This window comes from Pseudomonas sp. TCU-HL1 (assembly GCF_001708505.1).
Classification (GTDB): domain Bacteria; phylum Pseudomonadota; class Gammaproteobacteria; order Pseudomonadales; family Pseudomonadaceae; genus Metapseudomonas.
In genome coordinates this window covers 4,524,709-4,543,112 of sequence record NZ_CP015992.1, presented here as the reverse complement: position 1 = coordinate 4,543,112, position 18,404 = coordinate 4,524,709, and the positions used below count along the sequence as shown (strand labels likewise).

At 61.1% G+C, this 18,404-nt stretch carries 12 protein-coding genes; 9 read left to right on the top strand and 3 right to left on the bottom strand.

From position 1 onward, the window contains the following. Positions 1 to 24: 24 nt before the first annotated feature. From THL1_RS20885 to THL1_RS20875, 3 genes are all read left to right on the top strand, one after another. Positions 25 to 1,254, top strand: a complete 1,230-nt coding sequence (locus tag THL1_RS20885) for an NAD(P)/FAD-dependent oxidoreductase (RefSeq protein WP_069085019.1) — start codon at positions 25 to 27, stop codon at positions 1,252 to 1,254. 17 nt (positions 1,255 to 1,271) lie between these two features. Beyond that, entirely contained in the window at positions 1,272 to 1,592 is a 321-nt protein-coding gene (locus tag THL1_RS20880; RefSeq protein ID WP_069085018.1) for a 2Fe-2S iron-sulfur cluster-binding protein, read from the top strand. Positions 1,593 to 1,666: 74 nt separating this feature from the next. After that, the gene (locus THL1_RS20875) at positions 1,667 to 2,494 is read left to right on the top strand and encodes a hypothetical protein (RefSeq protein ID WP_069085017.1); all 828 of its coding nucleotides are present in this window, start codon (positions 1,667 to 1,669) and stop codon (positions 2,492 to 2,494) included. Between the two features lie 27 nt (positions 2,495 to 2,521). Here the strand turns inward: THL1_RS20875 and THL1_RS20870 are convergent, their stop codons facing one another. Continuing rightward, positions 2,522 to 3,151, bottom strand: a complete 630-nt coding sequence (locus THL1_RS20870; protein WP_069085016.1) for a TetR/AcrR family transcriptional regulator — start codon at positions 3,149 to 3,151, stop codon at positions 2,522 to 2,524. Between the two features lie 117 nt (positions 3,152 to 3,268). Here THL1_RS20870 and THL1_RS20865 point away from each other — a divergent pair, with 117 nt between their 5' ends. Further along, positions 3,269 to 4,321: an efflux RND transporter periplasmic adaptor subunit gene (locus THL1_RS20865; RefSeq protein WP_069085015.1), complete on the top strand. Its 1,053-nt coding sequence runs from the start codon at positions 3,269 to 3,271 to the stop codon at positions 4,319 to 4,321. Beyond that, the gene (locus THL1_RS20860) at positions 4,318 to 7,401 is read left to right on the top strand and encodes an efflux RND transporter permease subunit (protein ID WP_069085014.1); all 3,084 of its coding nucleotides are present in this window, start codon (positions 4,318 to 4,320) and stop codon (positions 7,399 to 7,401) included. Before THL1_RS20865 ends, THL1_RS20860 begins: the two co-directional genes overlap by 4 nt. Before the next feature lie 100 nt (positions 7,402 to 7,501). Here the strand turns inward: THL1_RS20860 and THL1_RS20855 are convergent, their stop codons facing one another. Beyond that, a complete protein-coding gene (locus THL1_RS20855) occupies positions 7,502 to 8,653 on the bottom strand; it encodes an acyl-CoA dehydrogenase family protein (protein WP_069085013.1) in 1,152 nt (383 codons plus the stop codon). A gap of 138 nt (positions 8,654 to 8,791) precedes the next feature. On the opposite strand from THL1_RS20855, the gene THL1_RS20850 reads away from it, so the two are divergent. Together THL1_RS20850 and THL1_RS20845 are read left to right on the top strand one after the other, a co-directional pair. Then, positions 8,792 to 10,240 carry an aldehyde dehydrogenase family protein gene (locus THL1_RS20850; protein WP_069085012.1) on the top strand — a complete coding sequence of 483 codons (1,449 nt, stop codon included), beginning with the start codon at positions 8,792 to 8,794 and terminating at the stop codon, positions 10,238 to 10,240. 69 nt (positions 10,241 to 10,309) lie between these two features. Continuing rightward, positions 10,310 to 11,854, top strand: coding sequence for an acyl-CoA synthetase (locus THL1_RS20845; protein WP_069085011.1), 1,545 nt, complete (start codon positions 10,310 to 10,312; stop codon positions 11,852 to 11,854). Between the two features lie 86 nt (positions 11,855 to 11,940). Here the strand turns inward: THL1_RS20845 and THL1_RS20840 are convergent, their stop codons facing one another. After that, positions 11,941 to 14,613, bottom strand: coding sequence for a LuxR C-terminal-related transcriptional regulator (locus THL1_RS20840; protein WP_069085010.1), 2,673 nt, complete (start codon positions 14,611 to 14,613; stop codon positions 11,941 to 11,943). Positions 14,614 to 14,957: 344 nt separating this feature from the next. On the opposite strand from THL1_RS20840, the gene THL1_RS20835 reads away from it, so the two are divergent. Together THL1_RS20835 and THL1_RS20830 are read left to right on the top strand one after the other, a co-directional pair. Further along, complete coding sequence (locus THL1_RS20835) at positions 14,958 to 16,166, top strand: acetyl-CoA C-acetyltransferase (protein WP_069085009.1); 1,209 nt, start codon at positions 14,958 to 14,960, stop codon at positions 16,164 to 16,166. Positions 16,167 to 16,213: 47 nt separating this feature from the next. Continuing rightward, on the top strand, positions 16,214 to 18,361 hold the full coding sequence (locus THL1_RS20830; protein ID WP_069085008.1) for a 3-hydroxyacyl-CoA dehydrogenase NAD-binding domain-containing protein: 2,148 nt from the start codon (positions 16,214 to 16,216) through the stop codon (positions 18,359 to 18,361). Positions 18,362 to 18,404 lie beyond the last annotated feature (43 nt).

Below are 18,404 nucleotides of genomic sequence, written 5' to 3'. Positions count from 1 at the left end.
ACAGCCAACGCACAGGTAGCAATCATGTCTTCACAGAACGAAACCACTGTTGTCGTCGGTGCCGGTCATGCCGGCGCCGAACTGGTGGCGGCGCTGCGTCAGCAGGGCTATGCCGGACGCATCATCCTTATCGGCGACGAACCTGAACTGCCTTACCGGCGGCCGCCGCTTTCTAAGGCCTATCTTTCTGGAGAGGTAGACCGGGACTCGCTGCAGATCCGCAGCGCGACCGCCTATGACAAGCTGCAGGTCGAGTGCTGGACCGGTACTGAGGTCTGTGCCATTGATCGTCAGCAACGCAGTGTGATGCTCGGCGATGGCCGTACCCAAGGGTACGACCATCTGGTCCTCGCCACAGGGGGGCGGCCGCGCCGCTTGACCGATCCGGCAGCGCAGAAGGCAAACGTGCATTACATCCGCACCCTGGCGGATATCGATCGGCTCAAGGCTGACTTCGTCGACGGTCGTCGGCTGCTGGTGATCGGCGGCGGGTACATCGGCCTCGAGGCCGCTGCGGTGGGGATCAAGAGTGGCCTGGCTGTGACTGTACTGGAGGCGGCCCCGCGCCTGCTGGCAAGGGTCGCGGCGCCGGAAATTTCTGCCTTCTACGAGCGTGCCCACAGTTCACGCGGCGTTGATGTCCGTACCGCTGTCAGTGTGGAGTCTTTCGGCGGCGACGAGCGCGTGGAGTCTGTACGCCTCAGTGACGGCAGCGAGTTGCAGGTTGACCTGGTCATCGTCGGCATTGGCATCCTGCCGAACGATGATTTGGCTCGCGAAGCAGGCCTCGAGGTCGACAATGGCATCTTCGTGGACTCCTATGCAAAAACTTCGATTGATCCCAGGATCCTGGCTGTCGGAGATTGCGCGCGTCATGTAAACGGGTTTCTCGGCAAATTTGTCCGCATTGAGTCTGTGCCCAGCGCCCAGGAGCAGGCTCGCACGGCTGCGGCGACTATTTGCGGAAAGCCCGTGGCACATGTCGCAGTGCCCTGGTTCTGGTCAGATCAGTTTGACCTCAAGCTGCAAATGGTCGGTCTCTCGGAGGGTTACGACAAACTTGTGCTGCGTGGCGATTTGGCGTCCGAGTCCTTCAGTGCCTTCTATTTGCGCGGGAACGTAGTGTTGTCAGCGGACGCGGTCAATCGCCCGCAGGACTTCATGGTGGCCAAGCGTCTTGTGGCGGAGCGTGTGTCGGTCAATCCGCAGGCGCTGGCTGATGAAAGCATCGCACTCAAGTCGTTGCTCGGTTGAGGTCAGGAGGTCGAATCATGCCGAAGGTTATTTTCATCGAGAGCTCGGATGTTCAGCACAGCGTGGAGGCCCCAGCGGGGTGCTCACTGATGCAGATCGCGGTGGACAACATGGTGCCCGGTATCGATGGCGAGTGTGGTGGCGCTTGCAGCTGCGCCACCTGCCATGTGTACGTTGATCCTGCCTGGCAGGAGCGCCTGCCGCCGCGTAGCGGCGATGAAAACTTCATGCTCGAAGGGGCGTCAGCGGTCGGCGAAAGCAGCCGCCTGAGTTGCCAGCTGAAGATGCGCGAGGAGTGGGACGGGCTGGTGCTGAGGATTCCCGCGACTCAGGGCTGATCGCTGCGTATCGCTTGCGAAACGATAGACCCGACGAGCTATCGCCATTCATACAAGAATAAGAAGGTTTCGCCATGCTGGAGCTTTACACGCAGCCGCCTGCCGGTCTAATCATGCCTGCCACCGCCCAGCTATGGACGACACTGATATACGGCGTCGGTGCGTTGCTGTTCATTTTCTTGGCCATTCGCCTCGCACTGCGCGAGCGCTCAGTGCTGCCGCTGCTGATGATTTTGGGCGCGGCACTGACTGTCTACTTGGAGCCCATCGTCGATGTACTAGGCAACGCAGTGCATCCCCAGATGGGCCAGCTTAATCTTTTGACCACAAATGGGCATCCCGTGCCTTGGGCTGTACTGATCGGTTATCTCTGGTACTTCGCTGCCTGTCCTCTACTGTGCTATTCGATGCTGAAGCAGCGCGCCTTGAGCCAGCGTTTCGTCTGGTGGACGTTCGCATCGGTGGTGGCCGGGGCCTCGGTGGTCGAGCAGATTCCACTGCACTTTGGGGTCTGGGTCTATTACGGCGAACAGCTACCCAAGATCGGTTACATGCCCATCTGGTGGATTTTCGCCAACGCGGCGGCGGTCCTGGTGCCCTTCATTCTGGTCTACAAGCTGTTTCCTATGCTGTCGGGTCGTCGCCAATGGCTGCTTGTTCCACTTATGCCGTCAGGCGCCTTCATGGGCCATGCCGCCGCCGGCTGGCCGATGTACAACCTGCTGGGAACTGACACCGCCGCGCTGCCCGCTGTTGCGCTCTATCTAGGAACGCTGTCCACCGTGGCCCTATCGGTATTGATGGTCTGGCTGTTGATGGTCGTTACCGACATCCCCCCTCGCCATGTTTTGGCTAGCTCGGCCATTCAGAACCGGCAATTTGGCGCGGTCCGAGATCGCTGAATGGGAGTACCTGGAAGGGCCGTTCATTTAGACCGACAGCGTCTTAAGGAACGTGGTGACAATGCGGCGCGATCGCGTTTCGATTGCTGCGGTTGAGAGCGGTTCCAATTCGACCCGATAAGTTGAGCGCAGCAAGTCCAGCCCGAGGATCATGCCCATCAGCAGTTCTGCCTGTTCCAGCGGGTCTGGGCAATGGATGATTCCCTTGTCGGCAGCCGCCCGCAGATAGTCAGCGAGCACCTGGTGCGCACGTTCCGGGCCATTGCGATAGACCGCCTCGAGGTCCTGGCTGCGTTGCGGGATCGCACCCATTACCAGGGTCAGCTGGCGATAGTGCTCACTGCGGATGTAGTGAGCCATGGCATTGGCGAGCGCACACAAGCCGTCTTGTAACTCCTCCGGCCCCCCGGGCTCTTCGTCCAGCGACTGGTAGACACTGGTGGTGTCTGCCACAACGACGGCTTGAAGGAGTTCGTGTCGATTGGCATAGCGCGCATACAGGGTGACCTTGGAGACCTCTGCCTCGTAGGCGACCCGTTCCATCGTCAGAGCCTGTGGGCCTTCGGAGAACACAATTTTCCGGGCGGCCTGGAGGATGTCCTCGCCTTTTTTTTGGCTGACCGGTCGGCCAGCCTTCTTCACGGGTTTGTCTGTCATGTGGCATCCAGATGGGGATTTCCAGGCCGTTGAATAGTTGCGCATTGTGCAGGATGGCGCGGAAAAATAATTAATGTACGATACGTTCACTAATTATGCCTCCGGGAGATTTTCTCCATGCGTGTCTTGCTGCCATTGCTTCTGTCGTTCATTGCCGCAGCGCTGGTCGGGTGTGGCGACGCTCGCAGCTCAGTTGTGATCGCTACGCCGCCGCCCTTCGTCAAGACCGAGCCTGTGAAGGTCAGCGCCGCTTCTAGCCTTGGCCTGTCAGGCATCGTGCGAGCGCGAACCGAGTCGCCCTTGGCGTTTCAGGTGGGCGGCCGGATAACCGCACGCAAGGTCGACGCGGGCAAGGCAGTTGCTGCCGGCGATGTGCTTTTTGAGCTGGACAGGCGTGATCTCGAACAAGCGGTACGTGCTGCAGAGGCGACCCTGTCGGCGGCCCAGTCAGCCTTCGATGCGGCAAATGCCGATCTGATCCGACACCGCCAACTGGTGGTCAAGCACTTCGTCAGCGCCCAGGCGTTGCAACTGACAGAGGATGCCGTGCGGCAGGCCAGTGGGCGCCGCGATGCCGCTCATGCTCACCTGAACCAGGCGCGCAATGCACTTGGCTATGGTCGGTTGCGAGCACCAGCGGACGGCGTGCTGATGGATGTCTCCGGGGAGGTCGGCCAGGTGGTGGCAGCCGGTCAGGGTGTTGCTGTCCTAGCGCAGTCCGGCAAGCGCGAGGTGGAGGTGTATTTCCCGGAGCGCGTAGTACCGCCGGCGACCGGTGAAGTGCTGCTGGACGAAGTGGGCTTGGCGCTGACATTGCGGGAGAAGGCCGGTGCTGTGGATCCACTCAGCCGAACCCTGCGTGCTCGCTACACCCTCGACGGGCCATCCGACAAGCTGATGCTGGGTAGTGTTGTGCGTGCGCGCTTTCGCAATGAAGCCGCAACATCGGAAGTTTTCAGCGTGCCATTGGCGGCTATCAGCGAGCGAGGCACGGGCCCACGTATCTGGCGGTTCAGTGATGGCCAGGTCCGATCCGTACCGGTATCGATCCTGGCGCTGGATACCGATCAGGCACAAGTGAGTGGTCCGTTGCGCGCGGGCGATCACGTTGTGGCGCTGGGTACGCACTTGCTGACGGAGAACATGCGCGCGCGGGAGCTGGCCCGATGAGTTTCCCAAATCTGTCCGCGCTGGCCGTGCGCGAGCGCGCGGTCACTCTGTTCCTGCTCATGTTGGCTATCTGCGCAGGGGTGTATGCGTTCCTCGAGCTGGGTCGGGCCGAGGATCCGGCTTTCACAGTGCGGGCCATGATCGTTACCGTACGCTGGCCGGGGGCGACCCCCGACGAACTGCAGACCCAGGTGGTCGACCGTCTGGAGAAACGCATCCAGGAGGTCGAGCACCTCTACAAAATCGACACCACGATTCTCCAGGGACAGGCTCACATCCAGGTGGAATTCGAGGACTACACCACCAAAGCGCAGGTGCTCGACCTGCAGTACCAGGTTCGCAAGCGTATGGAGGAAGAGGCCTCCAGCTTGCCGGTCGGAGTGATAGGGCCGACGGTGAACGATGATTTTGGCGATGTCTATTTCAGCCTCATTGCGCTGACCGCCCCGGGCATGCCGCTGCGCGAACTGAGTCGCGAGGCAGAACAGCTGCGCGACCGCCTTCAGCTGTTACCCGGCGTGCATAAGGCACAAGTCCTTGGCGAGCGGCAGGAGCGGGTATTCATCGAATTCGACAACGCACGCCTGAGCAACCTTGGCATTTCACCCGAGGCAGTGTTCGCGGCTATCGACGCCAACAACCGCCTGCTGCCCGCCGGACGCATGGAAAGTCGCGGCCCGCGTCTGTATCTGCGGCTGGACACCGACCTTTCCGATTTGGACAGCCTGGCTGCGGTTCCATTTGAGGTCGGCGGGCGCCTGCTCAAATTATCTGACATCGCCATGATCCGTCGCGGCTACGAGGACCCGCCCAGCTATCTGGTGCGTTCACAGGGGCAGGAAGCCCTGCTGCTGGGCGTGGTCATGGCCGACGGCGCCAACGGCCTGGCGCTCGGCGAGCAGCTCGCCAGCTTTATCGAGACGGAGCGTCAAGCCCTGCCGCTAGGCATGTCCCTGAACATCCTGACCAATCAGGCCGAAGTCGTCGCCAGTGCGGTCAACCTGTTTCAGATCAAGTTCCTGATCGCCGTGCTGGTGGTGGTCGCCGTTAGCGTCTTGGCCATCGGCTGGCGGGCGGGGTTGGTGGTCGGCATTGCAGTGCCGCTCACGCTATGCATCTCCTTCGTGGTCATGCTGACCATGGATATCAACCTCGACCGCATCACCCTGGGTGCGTTGATCATCGCACTTGGTCTGCTGGTGGACGATGCCATCATCGCTGTGGAGATGATGCTGGTGAAGATGGAGGCCGGCTACCACCGGGCCCAAGCAGCCGCCCATGCCTGGACGGTTACCGCGGCGCCCATGCTGTTCGGCACTCTAATTACGGTGGCGGGATTCCTGCCGATCGGCTTTGCCCACTCATCGGTGGGCGAGTATGCCGGCAATCTGTTCTGGGTCCTGTTGATTGCACTGACGGCGTCGTGGCTGGTAGCGGTGATCTTCGTGCCTTATCTCGGCGTCAAGCTGCTGCCAGAGGTCCGGCTAAAGGGCGTCGAGCATGGGCAGTCTTATCAGACCCCGGGATACCGACGACTTCGACGGTTGGTGTCCTGGTGCGTGCGGCGGCGCAAGACGGTGGTCGCCGGGACGCTTGGGCTACTGGCGCTGTCGATGTGCGCCATGGTTTTCGTGGTGCAAAAGCAGTTCTTCCCAATTTCCGACCGCCCTGAGGTGATGATCAGCGTCTACATGCCTCAGGGCAGCAGCGTGGCCGCAACCGATGCGGTGGTACACAAGCTGGAGGCATTGCTCGTGCCGCTCGATGAGGTGCGCAGCTATTCCTCCTATACCGGAGCCGGCGCGCCACGTTTCTTCATCACCGCGAATCCCGAGATGCCCAACTCAGCATTCGCCCGGATCATTGCTATCGCTGACGATGCTAATGCGCGCGACCGAGTTATGGCGCGTGTCCGGCAGGCGGTGGCTGAGGGAGCGTTTCCCGAAGCACGTATTCGAGTGGTTGGTCTGCTGTACGGAACGCCAGTGAACTGGCCCGTCGAGTTGCGGCTGGTCGGGCCCGATCCGTTGGTCTTGCGCGAGATCGGTCATCGCGTGAGGGATGTCATGGCGGCTCACCCGAACATGGTCGAGCCACACCTGGAGTGGGACGACCGGGTGCCAGTGCTGCACCTAGCCATGGATACCGAGCGCCTTCGCCTGATGGGGCTGACCCCGCAAGCTGTATCGCAGGCACTACAGTTCCAGCTGGATGGTCTGACCGTCACCAGCCTGCGGCAAGACATCCGTACCGTCGACGTGGTGGCGCGACTGCAGCAGCCTGCCGGCCGTTTCGACGCCGATCGCCTCGCCGCACTGGAGATCACCACGCCCGATAATCGAAAACTGCCCCTCAGGCAGCTTGGCAAGTTCGAGATTCGCTTTGAGGAGTCGATGGTCAAGCGCTTCATGCGTCAGCGCTCGCTGACCGTCCAGGGCGAGGTGGCTGGGGCGCAGGCCAGTGACGTGAGTAATGCATTGTGGGCGCAACTGGCGCCGCTACGCGCGGAGCTTCCTGCGGGCTATCGGTTACTGCTCGCCGGCACGGTGGAAGCCTCGGAGCGAGCGAATGGTTCGATTGAAAAGCTGCAGCCGCTGATGATCGCCATCATGCTGATACTCATTATGCTGCAGATGAGGTCGTTCTCCGGGGCCTTCATGGTTGCGGCTACCGCGCCGTTGGGCTTGATCGGCGCGGCGCTCGCCCTATTGCTTTTCCACCAGCCTTTTGGCTTCGTCGCCCTGTTGGGGTTGACCGGGCTGGCGGGAATAATGATGCGCAACACGCTTATACTGACCCAGCAGGTGAACGATAACTTCGCAGCAGGCATGGAGGCTTTTGAGGGGGTGGTGGAGGCTGCTGTGCAAAGAGCCAGGCCTGTGGTGCTGACTGCATTGGCGGCGGTACTGGCCTTCATTCCGCTCACCCATGACGCCTACTGGGGGCCTCTGGCCTATGTGCTGATCGGGGGAGTCGCGGTTGGCACCTTGATCACTCTGCTGCTGGTGCCTGCGTTGTATGCCCTGTGGTTCCGTATTGGCACGGTGGCATTCGGCGCAGGAGTCGCAGCAGCGGTGTGAGCATGTAATACGGCTAGCCCAAAAGCCGTGGCTGTGGCCAAAAAAAAGCCAGGCCCAAACATCGGCCTGGCTAGAGAAACGGGAAAATGCGTCGGTAGGATCAGAGGGCGCGGCCAATGAGTTCTTTGAGAATCTCATTGGAGCCGGCGTAGATTGGCTCGATGCGCGCGTCGACGTACATGCGGGCGATGGGGTACTCGAGCATGTAGCCGTGACCGCCGAACAGCTGCAGGCAGCGGTTGACCACCTCGCACTGCTGTTCGCTGATCCACCACTTGCTCATGGAGGCGATGTCGGTGGTGATGGTGCCGTCCAGGTAACGCTCAATGGCGAAGTCGGCGAAGATCCGCGCAACGGTGGCTGCCGTCTTCACCTCTGCCAGCTCGAAGCGGGCATGCTGCAGGTCGATCAGGCGCTTGTCGAACATGGTGCGGTCGCTGGCGTAGTCACGCGTTACACGGAAGGCATGTTCCATCACGGCGGCGCAGTTCACTCCGGTCAGGGTGCGCTCGTAGGTGAGGTCGCGCATCATCTGGTAGAAGCCCTGGCCTTCGACGCCACCGAGCAGGGCGTCTTCCGGTACCTCACAGTCCTCGAAGAACAGCTCGCAAGTGTCGGAACCATGCAGGCCGATCTTCTTCAGGCGCTGGCCGACGCGAAAACCGGGCGTGCGGGTTTCGAAGATGAACAGCGAGACACCCTTGGCCTTTTCCTTGGGATTGGTCTTGGCTGCCAGCACCAGGATGTCGGCGGTCGAACCGTTGGTGATGAAGGTTTTGGCTCCGTTGATGAGGTAGCGGTCACCTTGCTTGATGGCGCGGGTACGCATGTTCTGCAGGTCGGTGCCACCATTGGGCTCGGTCATGCCCATGCCGGCGATGTACTCGCCGCTGGCAAGCTTCGGTAGGTAGCGCTGCTTCTGCGCTTCGGTGCCGTAGCGCTGGATGTAGTGTGCGGCGATCACATGGATTTGCTGCCCGCAGCGGAAGCTGGAGTCTCCAGCCAGGCAGAGTTCGTGGGCCAGCACGGCTTGATGGGCGAAGGTGCCGTCGGAGCCGCCATACTCACTGGAGATATCAGGGAGCAGGATGCCGGCCGCCCCTGCCTTGAGCCAGACTTCTCGATCGGTTGCCCCCTGGGCGTACCAGTGTTCCTGATGTGGGGTCACTTCCTCGGCGGTGAAGCGTCGGGCCAGGTCTTGCAGTGCCAGAAGCTCTTCATTCATCCAGCGGGGTTGGTAGCCGTCGATCATAGTAATGTCCATGCGGTGCGTTGGGCTGATGGACAAATCCTAGGTAGGTAAGCGGGGGTTCAGTGTCGTCGTTTACGACGATTTCCATTGACGACAGATTGATGATGATGGCCTCAGTCCAATGGTAGAGAAGCCCCTATGTCAGTCGTCCAGGCACCGATTCTTCCCCCAGAGTCTCTGACGCCCCAACTTGCGGCGGATATTCAGCGGATTTTCGAGGCGCAGCGATCGGTCGCATTGCGCCTGCGCAGTTCGACCGTCAGCGAGCGAATCGCCAAGCTGAAACGGCTGCGTGCGGTATTGCTGAGCTATCGCGAGGCGATCGTTGAAGCGGCGGCCCGGGACTTCAAGCGCCCGCCCGTAGAAGTCGACTTCACCGAGCTGATGCCGGTGATCATGGAAATTTCCGATTGCTGCCGAAGACTCGGCAAGTGGCTGAGGCCGAAGCGCGTGAGTCCATCCCTGATGATGCTCGGCACGCGGGCATGGGTACGCTATGAGCCGCGCGGACGCTGCCTCATCATCGCCCCTTGGAACTATCCGGTGACCCTGACTCTCGGGCCGCTGGTCCCGGCGATTGCTTGTGGCAATACGGTAATGATCAAGACCTCGGAAATCGCGCCGCACCTCTCTGCGGTGCTGGTGAAAATCGTCCGGGAAGTTTTTGACGAGACAGAAGTAGCCATTTTCGAGGGCGACGCGACAGTTGCCGAAGCGCTGCTTGAACTGCCCTTCGATCACTGCTTCTTCACCGGCGCCCCCGCCATTGGCAAGCTGGTCATGGGGGCTGCGGCGAAGAATCTCACCAGCGTGACCCTAGAGTTGGGGGGGAAATCCCCCGTTGTTGTGGATCGCAGCGCCGACGTCGCGCTGGCGGCCAAAACCATTGCCTGGGGCAAGTTCATCAACAGCGGGCAGACCTGTATCGCGCCCGATCACATCTACGTTCACGAGTCGGTGCGCGAGCGGTTCGTAGAATGCGTGTGCGCGCATCTGGATGCCTGGTACGGCGAAGGTCTGGCGGCCAAGGATGCACCGTTGTCGCGGGTCATCAACGTTCGCCATACCCAGCGTGTTGCGGGTCTCATTGACGACGCCAAGCGACGAGGTGCCCGCGTGTTGTATGGCGGCGAAGTTGACGTCGACGCCCATTTCGTTTCGCCGACCTTGCTGGGCGACCTGCCAGACGACGCGCGCATCATGCAGGAGGAAATCTTCGGCCCGCTGCTGCCAATTCTCCCCTTCGCCCAGCTGGAGGATGTGATCGAGCGGATCAACGCTGCGCCCAAGCCGCTGGCGCTCTACGTCTGGACACGTGACCAGGCAAGTGCAGACGCGCTGATCGAGCGCACCAGCGCAGGCGGTACCTGCGTCAATCACGTGGCCGCGCACTTCCTGCATCACAACCTGCCGTTCGGAGGGGTCAACAATTCCGGGATCGGCAGCTACCACGGTGAATGGGGGATTCGCGCCTTTTCCCATGAGCGCGCCGTCCTGCAGACCCAGGTACTGCTGGCCAGGATGTTTTTCCCGCCCTACAAGCCACACGTAAGAAAAGTCTTGGGTTGGATACTAAAACACCTCTGATCGCACCCATAACAAGCACAATCGTGTTCCGCCACACGGGCCGGAGCCAACTGTCATGAGGCCACTGAAATGAGTGACAAGCCATCGCTGTACCCCGGTGCGCACGCTGCGCACGCTCCCGACAAAGCCGCCGTGATCATGGCCGAAACGGGAGATACGCTGACCTATGGGGCTCTGGATACCTATGCCAATCGACTCGGCCGCCTCTATCAGTGGCTCGGCCTGAAGCCGGGCGACCATGTCGCCTACTGCCTGGAAAATCGCCTGGAATGCCCGGTCGTGCAGTGGGGAGCCCATTATGCTGGCCTCTACTACACCTTCATTAGCACCCGTCTGACCGGAGCGGAGGCCGCCTATATCGTGGCGGACTGCGAAGCCCAGGTACTGTTGGTCACTGCAAAGACAGCGCCGGCTATCCTGGAGGCGGTTCGCGCGCTGCCGAGGCCGCCGCAGATCTACAGTCTGGATCCTGTCGCAGGAGTGAAACTGTTTGACGACGCCCTGTCAGCATTTGACGGTAGCCCGATCCGGGGGGCGGTGGAGGGCAGCGAAATGCTCTACTCGTCTGGCACCACGGGGCGTCCGAAAGGGGTCAAACCGGCGTTGAGCGGATTACCGCTAGGCAGTACCGCGGTCATTGCCGGGCTCATGCAACGCGGCTTCGGTGTGGGTCCAGACTCCGTCTATTTCTCTCCCTCGCCGTACTACCATGCTGCGCCGATGAAATGGGGGCAGGGCGTGACCATTCTAGGGGGAACCCTGGTGATGGCCGAGCGCTTCGATGCGGAAAATTCACTGAAAGCCATCGAGCGACACAAGGTGACCCATTCGCAGTGGGTGCCCACCATGTTCCATCGTATGCTGGCACTGCCCAGCGAGGTGCGCGAGCGCTATGACCTATCGAGCCAGAAGGTTGCAGTGCATGCGGGCGCGCCCTGTGCAGTGCCAACCAAGCACGAGATGATTCGCTGGTGGGGTCCCATCCTTGCCGAGTTCTACTCTTGCACCGAGACCATAGGTTCAACCATGGTCGACAGCAAGTCCTGGCTGGAACGGCCGGGCACCGTCGGGCGAGCGGTCTTGGGGGAGCTGCATATCGTCAGCGAGGACGGCAAAGAATTGCCGCCTGGCGAGGATGGCCTCGTGTACTTCGCCAATGGCCCCCGTTTCAGCTACCACAAAGATGAAAAGAAGACCCGCGAGGCTTATAACGAGGCGGGCTGGGCTACCGTGGGAGACATCGGACACGTTGATGCGGACGGATTCCTGTTCCTCACTGATCGCAAAAACAACATGATCATCTCCGGCGGCGTCAACGTGTACCCGCAGGAAACTGAGAACGTACTCATCACCCATCCCAAGGTCTTGGATGTGGCTGTGATCGGCACACCGCACAGCGATTTTGGTGAGGAAGTTCGCGCCGTAGTGCAACTGGAGCCCGGCGTGGAGCCATCGGAGGCCCTGGTCGAGGAACTGATTGCGTTCTGCCGGCAGCAGTTGTCCCCGATCAAGTGTCCGCGGGTGATTGACTTCACCGACAGCCTGCCACGCGAGCCCAACGGCAAGCTCCTCAAGCGGATCCTGCGGGACGAGTATCGCGCTCGCCTGGCATAGAGCAGATCCGTCGGCCGCCCGCCTCTGCAAGAGCCGGGCGGCCGATTCGTTGAATATTGCGCCTCTTGGTCACGGCGCTTTGGAGTTCAGGGGCATAGGCCCAGGCGTCGGGCAATAGCCACGGCCTGGGCGCGGCTACCTGCATGTAGCTTGAGGTTGATGTTTCGCAGGTGAGTGCGGACGGTAGAGTCAGAAACGAACAGTTTCTCAGCCATGTCTGCGTTGGACATACCCAGGGCGAGCAGCTGAAGTACCTTCAGCTCCTTCTTCGTCAGTGGGTCGACCAGCCCACTGGCCGAGACGGCCTCAGATTGGGCTGGAGCGCTTTGCCGCAGCCAGCGATCCAGACTGCCTTCTGCGGGTAGCTCGTCTTCATCCTGTTCACTGTGCAACTCCCGAAGCATGGCCTGAACGGTGGCACCTTCCTCGAAGAATGTGCGGACAAAGCCTTCGGTCTGTGCGAACTTCAGCGCCCGCTCCAGGGTGCGCAATGCAACCTTGGGCTGGTGGTCGATATACAGGGCTTCGGCCAGGAGAATTCGCAGTTTCAAGGCCCTGCGGCCGCGCATGAGGCGTTCAGCTTCTGCCAGCTCGGTGCGAAGTGGTGCGATGGCCTTGCCAGCAGAGCCAGAACGAATCATCCAGCGAAGTCGGGCGATGGGTGGCGTCAACGTATCGTTGCCGATGAACCAGTGCGTGACGGCCTCGCTCCATGGGAAAGTCTGCTCAGCGAGCGTCAGCTGTTCCAATGCACCGGCATGATCGCCGTGGGACAGAGCCAGCATCGCACGCTCCAGGCGCGCGCTGGCAGCGACGCGTGGCAGGCCGGATCGATGTCCGACGTTTTCCAGTTCGGTGAGCAGTTGCAGCGCACGGTCGCGATCGCCCTTGTCGTCGGCAATACGCGCCAGCAGCGTATGGGCGGTGATCAACGCATCCGAGAGGCCAAGGTCCTGAACGAGAGGTGTGAAGATCAGCAGCAGGCGCTGGGCTTCTTCGCATTCATCGCTCTCGTATAGCGCCTCGGCCAGCTGCACCGCTGCCAGGGCGTTGCCGTTGCGGTCGCGCTGCCGTGAGGCCTCGAGCATGGTAGTCGCCATGCGCAGTCGCGCCGTGGATTGCTTGAGACGGCCGGCCATCATGTCGAGCAGGGCCTCAGCTGACTCCGCGAGCACGAAACCAAATGCGCCAGCAGAGTCGCTTTGAGCCCTACGCGCCTCATCGACGAAGTGATGCGCTTTATCGTGCAGACCAAGGATGATGCTGGTCTGCGTAAGTGCCTGATTGAGCATGGCCCAGGCAAAGGGGTGCTCGGTGGATACCTCCGCGAGCGCCTGCACGCCGAGGTCATGGGCTTCCTGGTTGCGGTCCATCATGACCAGCAGCATCGGGCGCAACGCCTTCAGGTATACGGCGGACTCGTTGGGCAGCGTCGTGCTGTCGATATCGCCCAAGATCGCCATCGCTTCACGCGGCCCCCAAGTGAAGGCTGTGCACCAGGCGCGGATCAGTTGCAGCCGGGGATGACGTTCCAGCTCCATCTTCGGTAGCTGTCCAATGCATTCGGCCAACAGGCGCAGGCGGCCTTGGCTGAGAAGATCGTCGACGTGCTGATACAGCAGGTCGAGTGCAGTATGCGTTTCCCCAGACAGCAGGGCATGGCGGATGGCGGGGATTGCCCTGCCTTCCTGCAGGTAGGCCTTGCAGGCGGCCTGGTGCAGTGCGTGGAGCTCTTCGGTATGTCGGCGTTGTACCTGGTGGCGGAGGAAATCAAGAAACAGACTGTGATAACGGTAGAGATTGCGTTGCTCGTCGACCGGAACGAGGAACAGCTGGTGTCGCTCCAACTCTTGCAGCATCCCGAGACTGTCGGTCACGCCACATACCGCATCGCAAAGAGTGGGACTAAGCTCGTCCAGTATGCTGCTACGCAGCAGGAAGTGGCGAAGGCGATCGGGCAGGGCAGCCAAAACGTCCTCGGCGAGGTAGGCCGCTATCGCTGCGTTTGAACCGGAGAAGGAGTCGAGGAATTTATCCGTATCGCCATGGTTTTCTAGCGCCAGCGACGCCAACCAGAGCGCGGTGACCCATCCCTCCGTGCTGGACTGTAGCTTTTCCAGTTGTGAATCGTTCAGGCCAGTGCCCCGGCGCTGGGTGAGAAAGTCCTGGGTTTCCTCGCTGCTGAAGCGCAGACCTGCCGAGTCTATTTCGACAAGGCTGCCGCGTGCCCGCAGGCGAGCCAGGCCGATCTCGGGAAGCGTCCGGCTGCCAATCACCAGGCTGGCCTTGCTGGGAAGCGCTTCGATGCCGCGCGCCACGAGGCCGAGCACGACCGGGTTGCGGATGGATTCGAAATCGTCGAAGAAAATCGCGACAGGTGTCGGGCACTCGGAGATGCAGTCGAGTATCCAGGACACAAGGTCGGCGTTTCGCATTTGCGACAGGTCATGAGCGATTTCTTTCTGCAGACCGGCGATGGCCGTCGAGAAGCCGCTTAAAAAGCGCGAAACATCATTGTCGCCACTGTCCAATGTGAGCCAGACGGTCGCCACGCCTTGCCGCTGATAACGTGCCAACAATTGGGTCATGAACGTGGTCTTGCCGAAACCGGCTGGTGCATGGACCAGGACGGCGCGACTGCCAACGGCAGTACCCGCTCGGTCGAGAATAGCCTGGCGAGGGACTTCGAAGCGCGAGGTGGCTGGTGGGGTCACCTTGGTGCGCGAGATGTATGGCGCAGGGCGTTGAGTCGAAGACATCACGATTCCTTTAGCGGGGCTGCCATGTTCCCCGTCATTTCTTATTGGATCATTAAGCTATGGGCAAGCTGGGCCGGCTGCAAGTTCTTTCCGGGGACGGCAGCGTCTGGATCAGACGTCTAGGCGTGGGAGAGGCGCGAGGTGCGAAGTGCCTGCCGTCGTGCACAAAGCCTCTAAATGGCCTGTTCAAGGATGCTGTGAATGAGGTTTTGATCGTGTTGCGTGAATTACGGATATGGTCCGGTCGAATGCCCTTGCAGTGATCGTCGCTTCCGACGATGTAGGGGGGGAGGGGGTTCCATAGGCTTCAGACATATCTCTGAAATCGCCAAGAGGAATCTCCGATGTCACAGGCAGTCTTCATCTACGACGCCATTCGCACGCCACGTGGGAAAGGCAAAAAGGACGGTTCACTGTTTACCGTGAAACCGGTTCATCTTGCCGCCGGTCTACTCACCGAATTGCAGCAGCGCCATGATCTCGATACCTCGCGTGTCGATGATGTGGTGCTCGGATGTGGGCAGCCTGTGGGCGAGCAGGGCGGCGACATCGCCAAGTGCTCGGTTCAGTATGCTGGCTGGGACCAGAGTGTTCCGGGTGTGCAGATCGACCGCTTCTGCGCTTCCGGCCTTGAAGCCGTTAATCAGGCTGCCAGCCGTATCGCCAGTGGCTGGGAGGATCTGATAGTCGCTGGCGGTGTCGAGTCCATGTCGCGCCTGCCTATGGGCAGCGCCGGTGGTGCCTGGATTCAGGACCCGGAAATCGCCTTCAAGCTTGGGTCGGTTCCCCAGGGCATCGGTGCGGACCTGCTAGCCATGCTCGATGGCTATTCGCGCGAGGACGTCGATCGCTTTGCCCTGCTGTCGCAGCAGCGTGCGTCCCATGCCCGAGACAGTGGCTACTTTGATCGCTCCGTCGTGCCGGTGCGAGACGTCAACGGCCTGGTGGTGCTGGAGCGCGATGAGTTCATCAAGCCCGGGACGACGATGGAGGCGCTGGCCCAGCTGAAGCCGTCCTTCGCGTCGATGGGCAAGGTCGGTTACAACGATATCGCCCTGCGCAAGTATCCGCAGGTAGCGCGAATCGAGCACATCCACACGGCTGGTAACTCCTCGGGTATCGTCGATGGTGCCAGCGCTACGCTGCTGGGCAGCCAGCTCGCAGGGCAGCAGTTGGGGTTGGAACCACGTGCCCGCATCGTTGCCACGGCGGTCCTGTCCACCGAGCCCACGCTGATGCTGGCCGGACCTGGTCCGGCTGCGAAGAAGGCGCTGGCCAAAGCCGGACTGCGAGTCCAGGACATCGATCTGTTCGAAATCAATGAGGCATTCGCCTCCGTGGCCCTGCGCTTCATGCGCGACCTCGATATCTCGCCGGATATCACCAACGTCAACGGCGGAGCGATTGCCCTGGGCCATCCCATCGGGGCGACGGGTGCGATGTTGGTTGGCACCGTCCTCGACGAACTGGAACGGCGCAATCTCAAGCGTGGCCTGGTCGCCCTGTGCGTAGGCGGCGGCATGGGCATTGCCACGATCATCGAACGCGTCTGAGCCGCCACCTGCCGCGGCAGAAATTCTTCACAAGCGAGGCCCCCTTTATGAATGTATTCAACTACGAAAAGGATGCCGATGGCATCGTTACGCTGACCATGGACATGCCGGGTCCAGTCAATGCCATGAACCAGCTGTATCGGGACACGATGGCCGAGTCCGTGCAGCGTCTGGAGCAGGAAACCGGTCTGACCGGCGTCGTGATCGCCTCCGCGAAAAGCACCTTCTTCGCCGGCGGCGACCTGAACGAACTGCTGGACTTCGAGCCCGGTGACGAGGCTGATTTTCAGGCGAAGATCGAGCAGACCAAGAATGACCTTCGTCGCCTGGAGCGTCTGCCTGTACCGGTAGTGGCGGCCATCAACGGTGCGGCATTGGGGGGGGGCTTCGAAATCGCCCTGGCGTGCAACCATCGGATACTGCTCGACAACCCCGCCGCAGTGGTCGGACTGCCCGAAGTTTCCCTCGGACTTCTGCCGGGAGCTGGCGGGATCGTGCGTTTGGTTCACAAGCTGGGATTGGAAAAGGCGCTGCCGCTGTTGCTTGAGGGCAAGCGTCTGAAGCCGGGTGAGGCGCTGGGTCTCGGTCTGGTGGATGATCTGGTCGCGGCGCCCGAAGCGCTGGTGCCGGCCGCCAAGGCGTGGATCCTGGCTCAGGGCGAGAACGAACTGCGCGGCTTTCAGCCCTGGGACCGCAAGGGCCACAAGATCCCGGGCGGAACTGCCCAACAGCCACACATCGCGCCGATGGTCGCCGGCGCCATGGCCATGACGGCCAGGAACACCCGCGGTTTGCTGCCGGCTCCTGAGCGTATTCTGGGGGTGGCCGTGGAGACCACGTTGCTGGACTTCGATGCAGCGCTGGTGGTGGAGACGCGTGGTCTGACCTACCTCGCCGCCAGTGTCCAGGCGAAGAACATCATTAACACCATGTTTTTCCAGCTGAACGAGGTCAATGGTGGTTCCAGCCGTCCCAAGGGCTTCGAGAAGAGCAAGGTTGTCAAACTTGGCATTCTCGGCGCCGGTATGATGGGAAATGGCATCGCACATGTGGCGGCCAAGTCCGGTATTGAAGTGGTGCTGCTCGACGTCAATCTGGAGGCGGCAGAGAAAGGCAAGGCGGGTATCGACAAGCTGCTTGGCAAGTCGGTTGCCCAGGGCCGCCTGAGCGAGGACAAGAAGGCGCAGATCCTCGGCCTTATCAAGCCGACAGCGGAATACGCCGATCTGCAAGGTGCAGATTTCATCGTCGAGGCGGTATTCGAGAGTGTCGAGCTCAAGGGCAAGGTCACTCAACTGGCTGAAGAACAGTTGGGGGAACTGGCAGTCTTTGGTACCAACACTTCGACGCTGCCGATCTCGCTGCTGGCCAAGGCCTCCAAACGTCCGGGCAACTTCATCGGCATCCATTTCTTCTCCCCCGTCGAGAAGATGCCTCTGGTGGAAATCATCTGCGGCGAGCAGACCAGCGAGGAAACCCTGGCCAAGGCGTTCGATTTCGCTCGGCAGATCGGCAAGACCGCCATCGTGGTGAACGACTCGCTGGGCTTCTTCACTTCGCGGACCTTCGGCAGCTTCTTCGACGAAGGCTGCAAGCTCCTGCTGGAGGGCGTCGACCCGCTGCTGATCGACAACCTTGGCAAGCAGATCGGCATGCCGGTCGGGCCGCTGACCGTGCTTGACGAGGTCAGCCTGGAGCTGATGCGCAAGGTCAACGAAACGCAGAAGGAAATGGGCGTGTTCGCCACCGTCTTCGACAACAGTCACAGCGACAAAGTCGGCAACATTCTCATCAAGGAGCACAACCGTCCCGGCCGCCACTACGGCGGTGGTTTTTACGACTACCCGGAGGGCGGCGAGAAAACCATCTGGCCGGGGCTCTACGAGATATTCGTCAAACCGGAGATATCGCTGCCGGTCGAGGATATCAAGGACCGTATGCTGTTCCGCCAGGTCATCGAGGCGGTGAAATGCCTGCAGGAGGGCGTCCTGCGTTCAGTGGCCGATGGCAATGTGGGCTCCATCCTCGGTATCGGCGCGCCGATGTGGACGGGTGGTTTCCTGCAGTTCGTGAATGGCTATGGCATCGAGCGCTTTATCGAGAGGGCGCAGGAGCTGCAGCAGGCTTACGGTGATCGGTTCGCACCGCCGACGCTACTGCTGGAGAAGGCCAGGGCCGGACAGGCACTGCGCTAGGAGGTAAGTGCCCGATATTCGTCGGTTCCGACGACACCGGGGC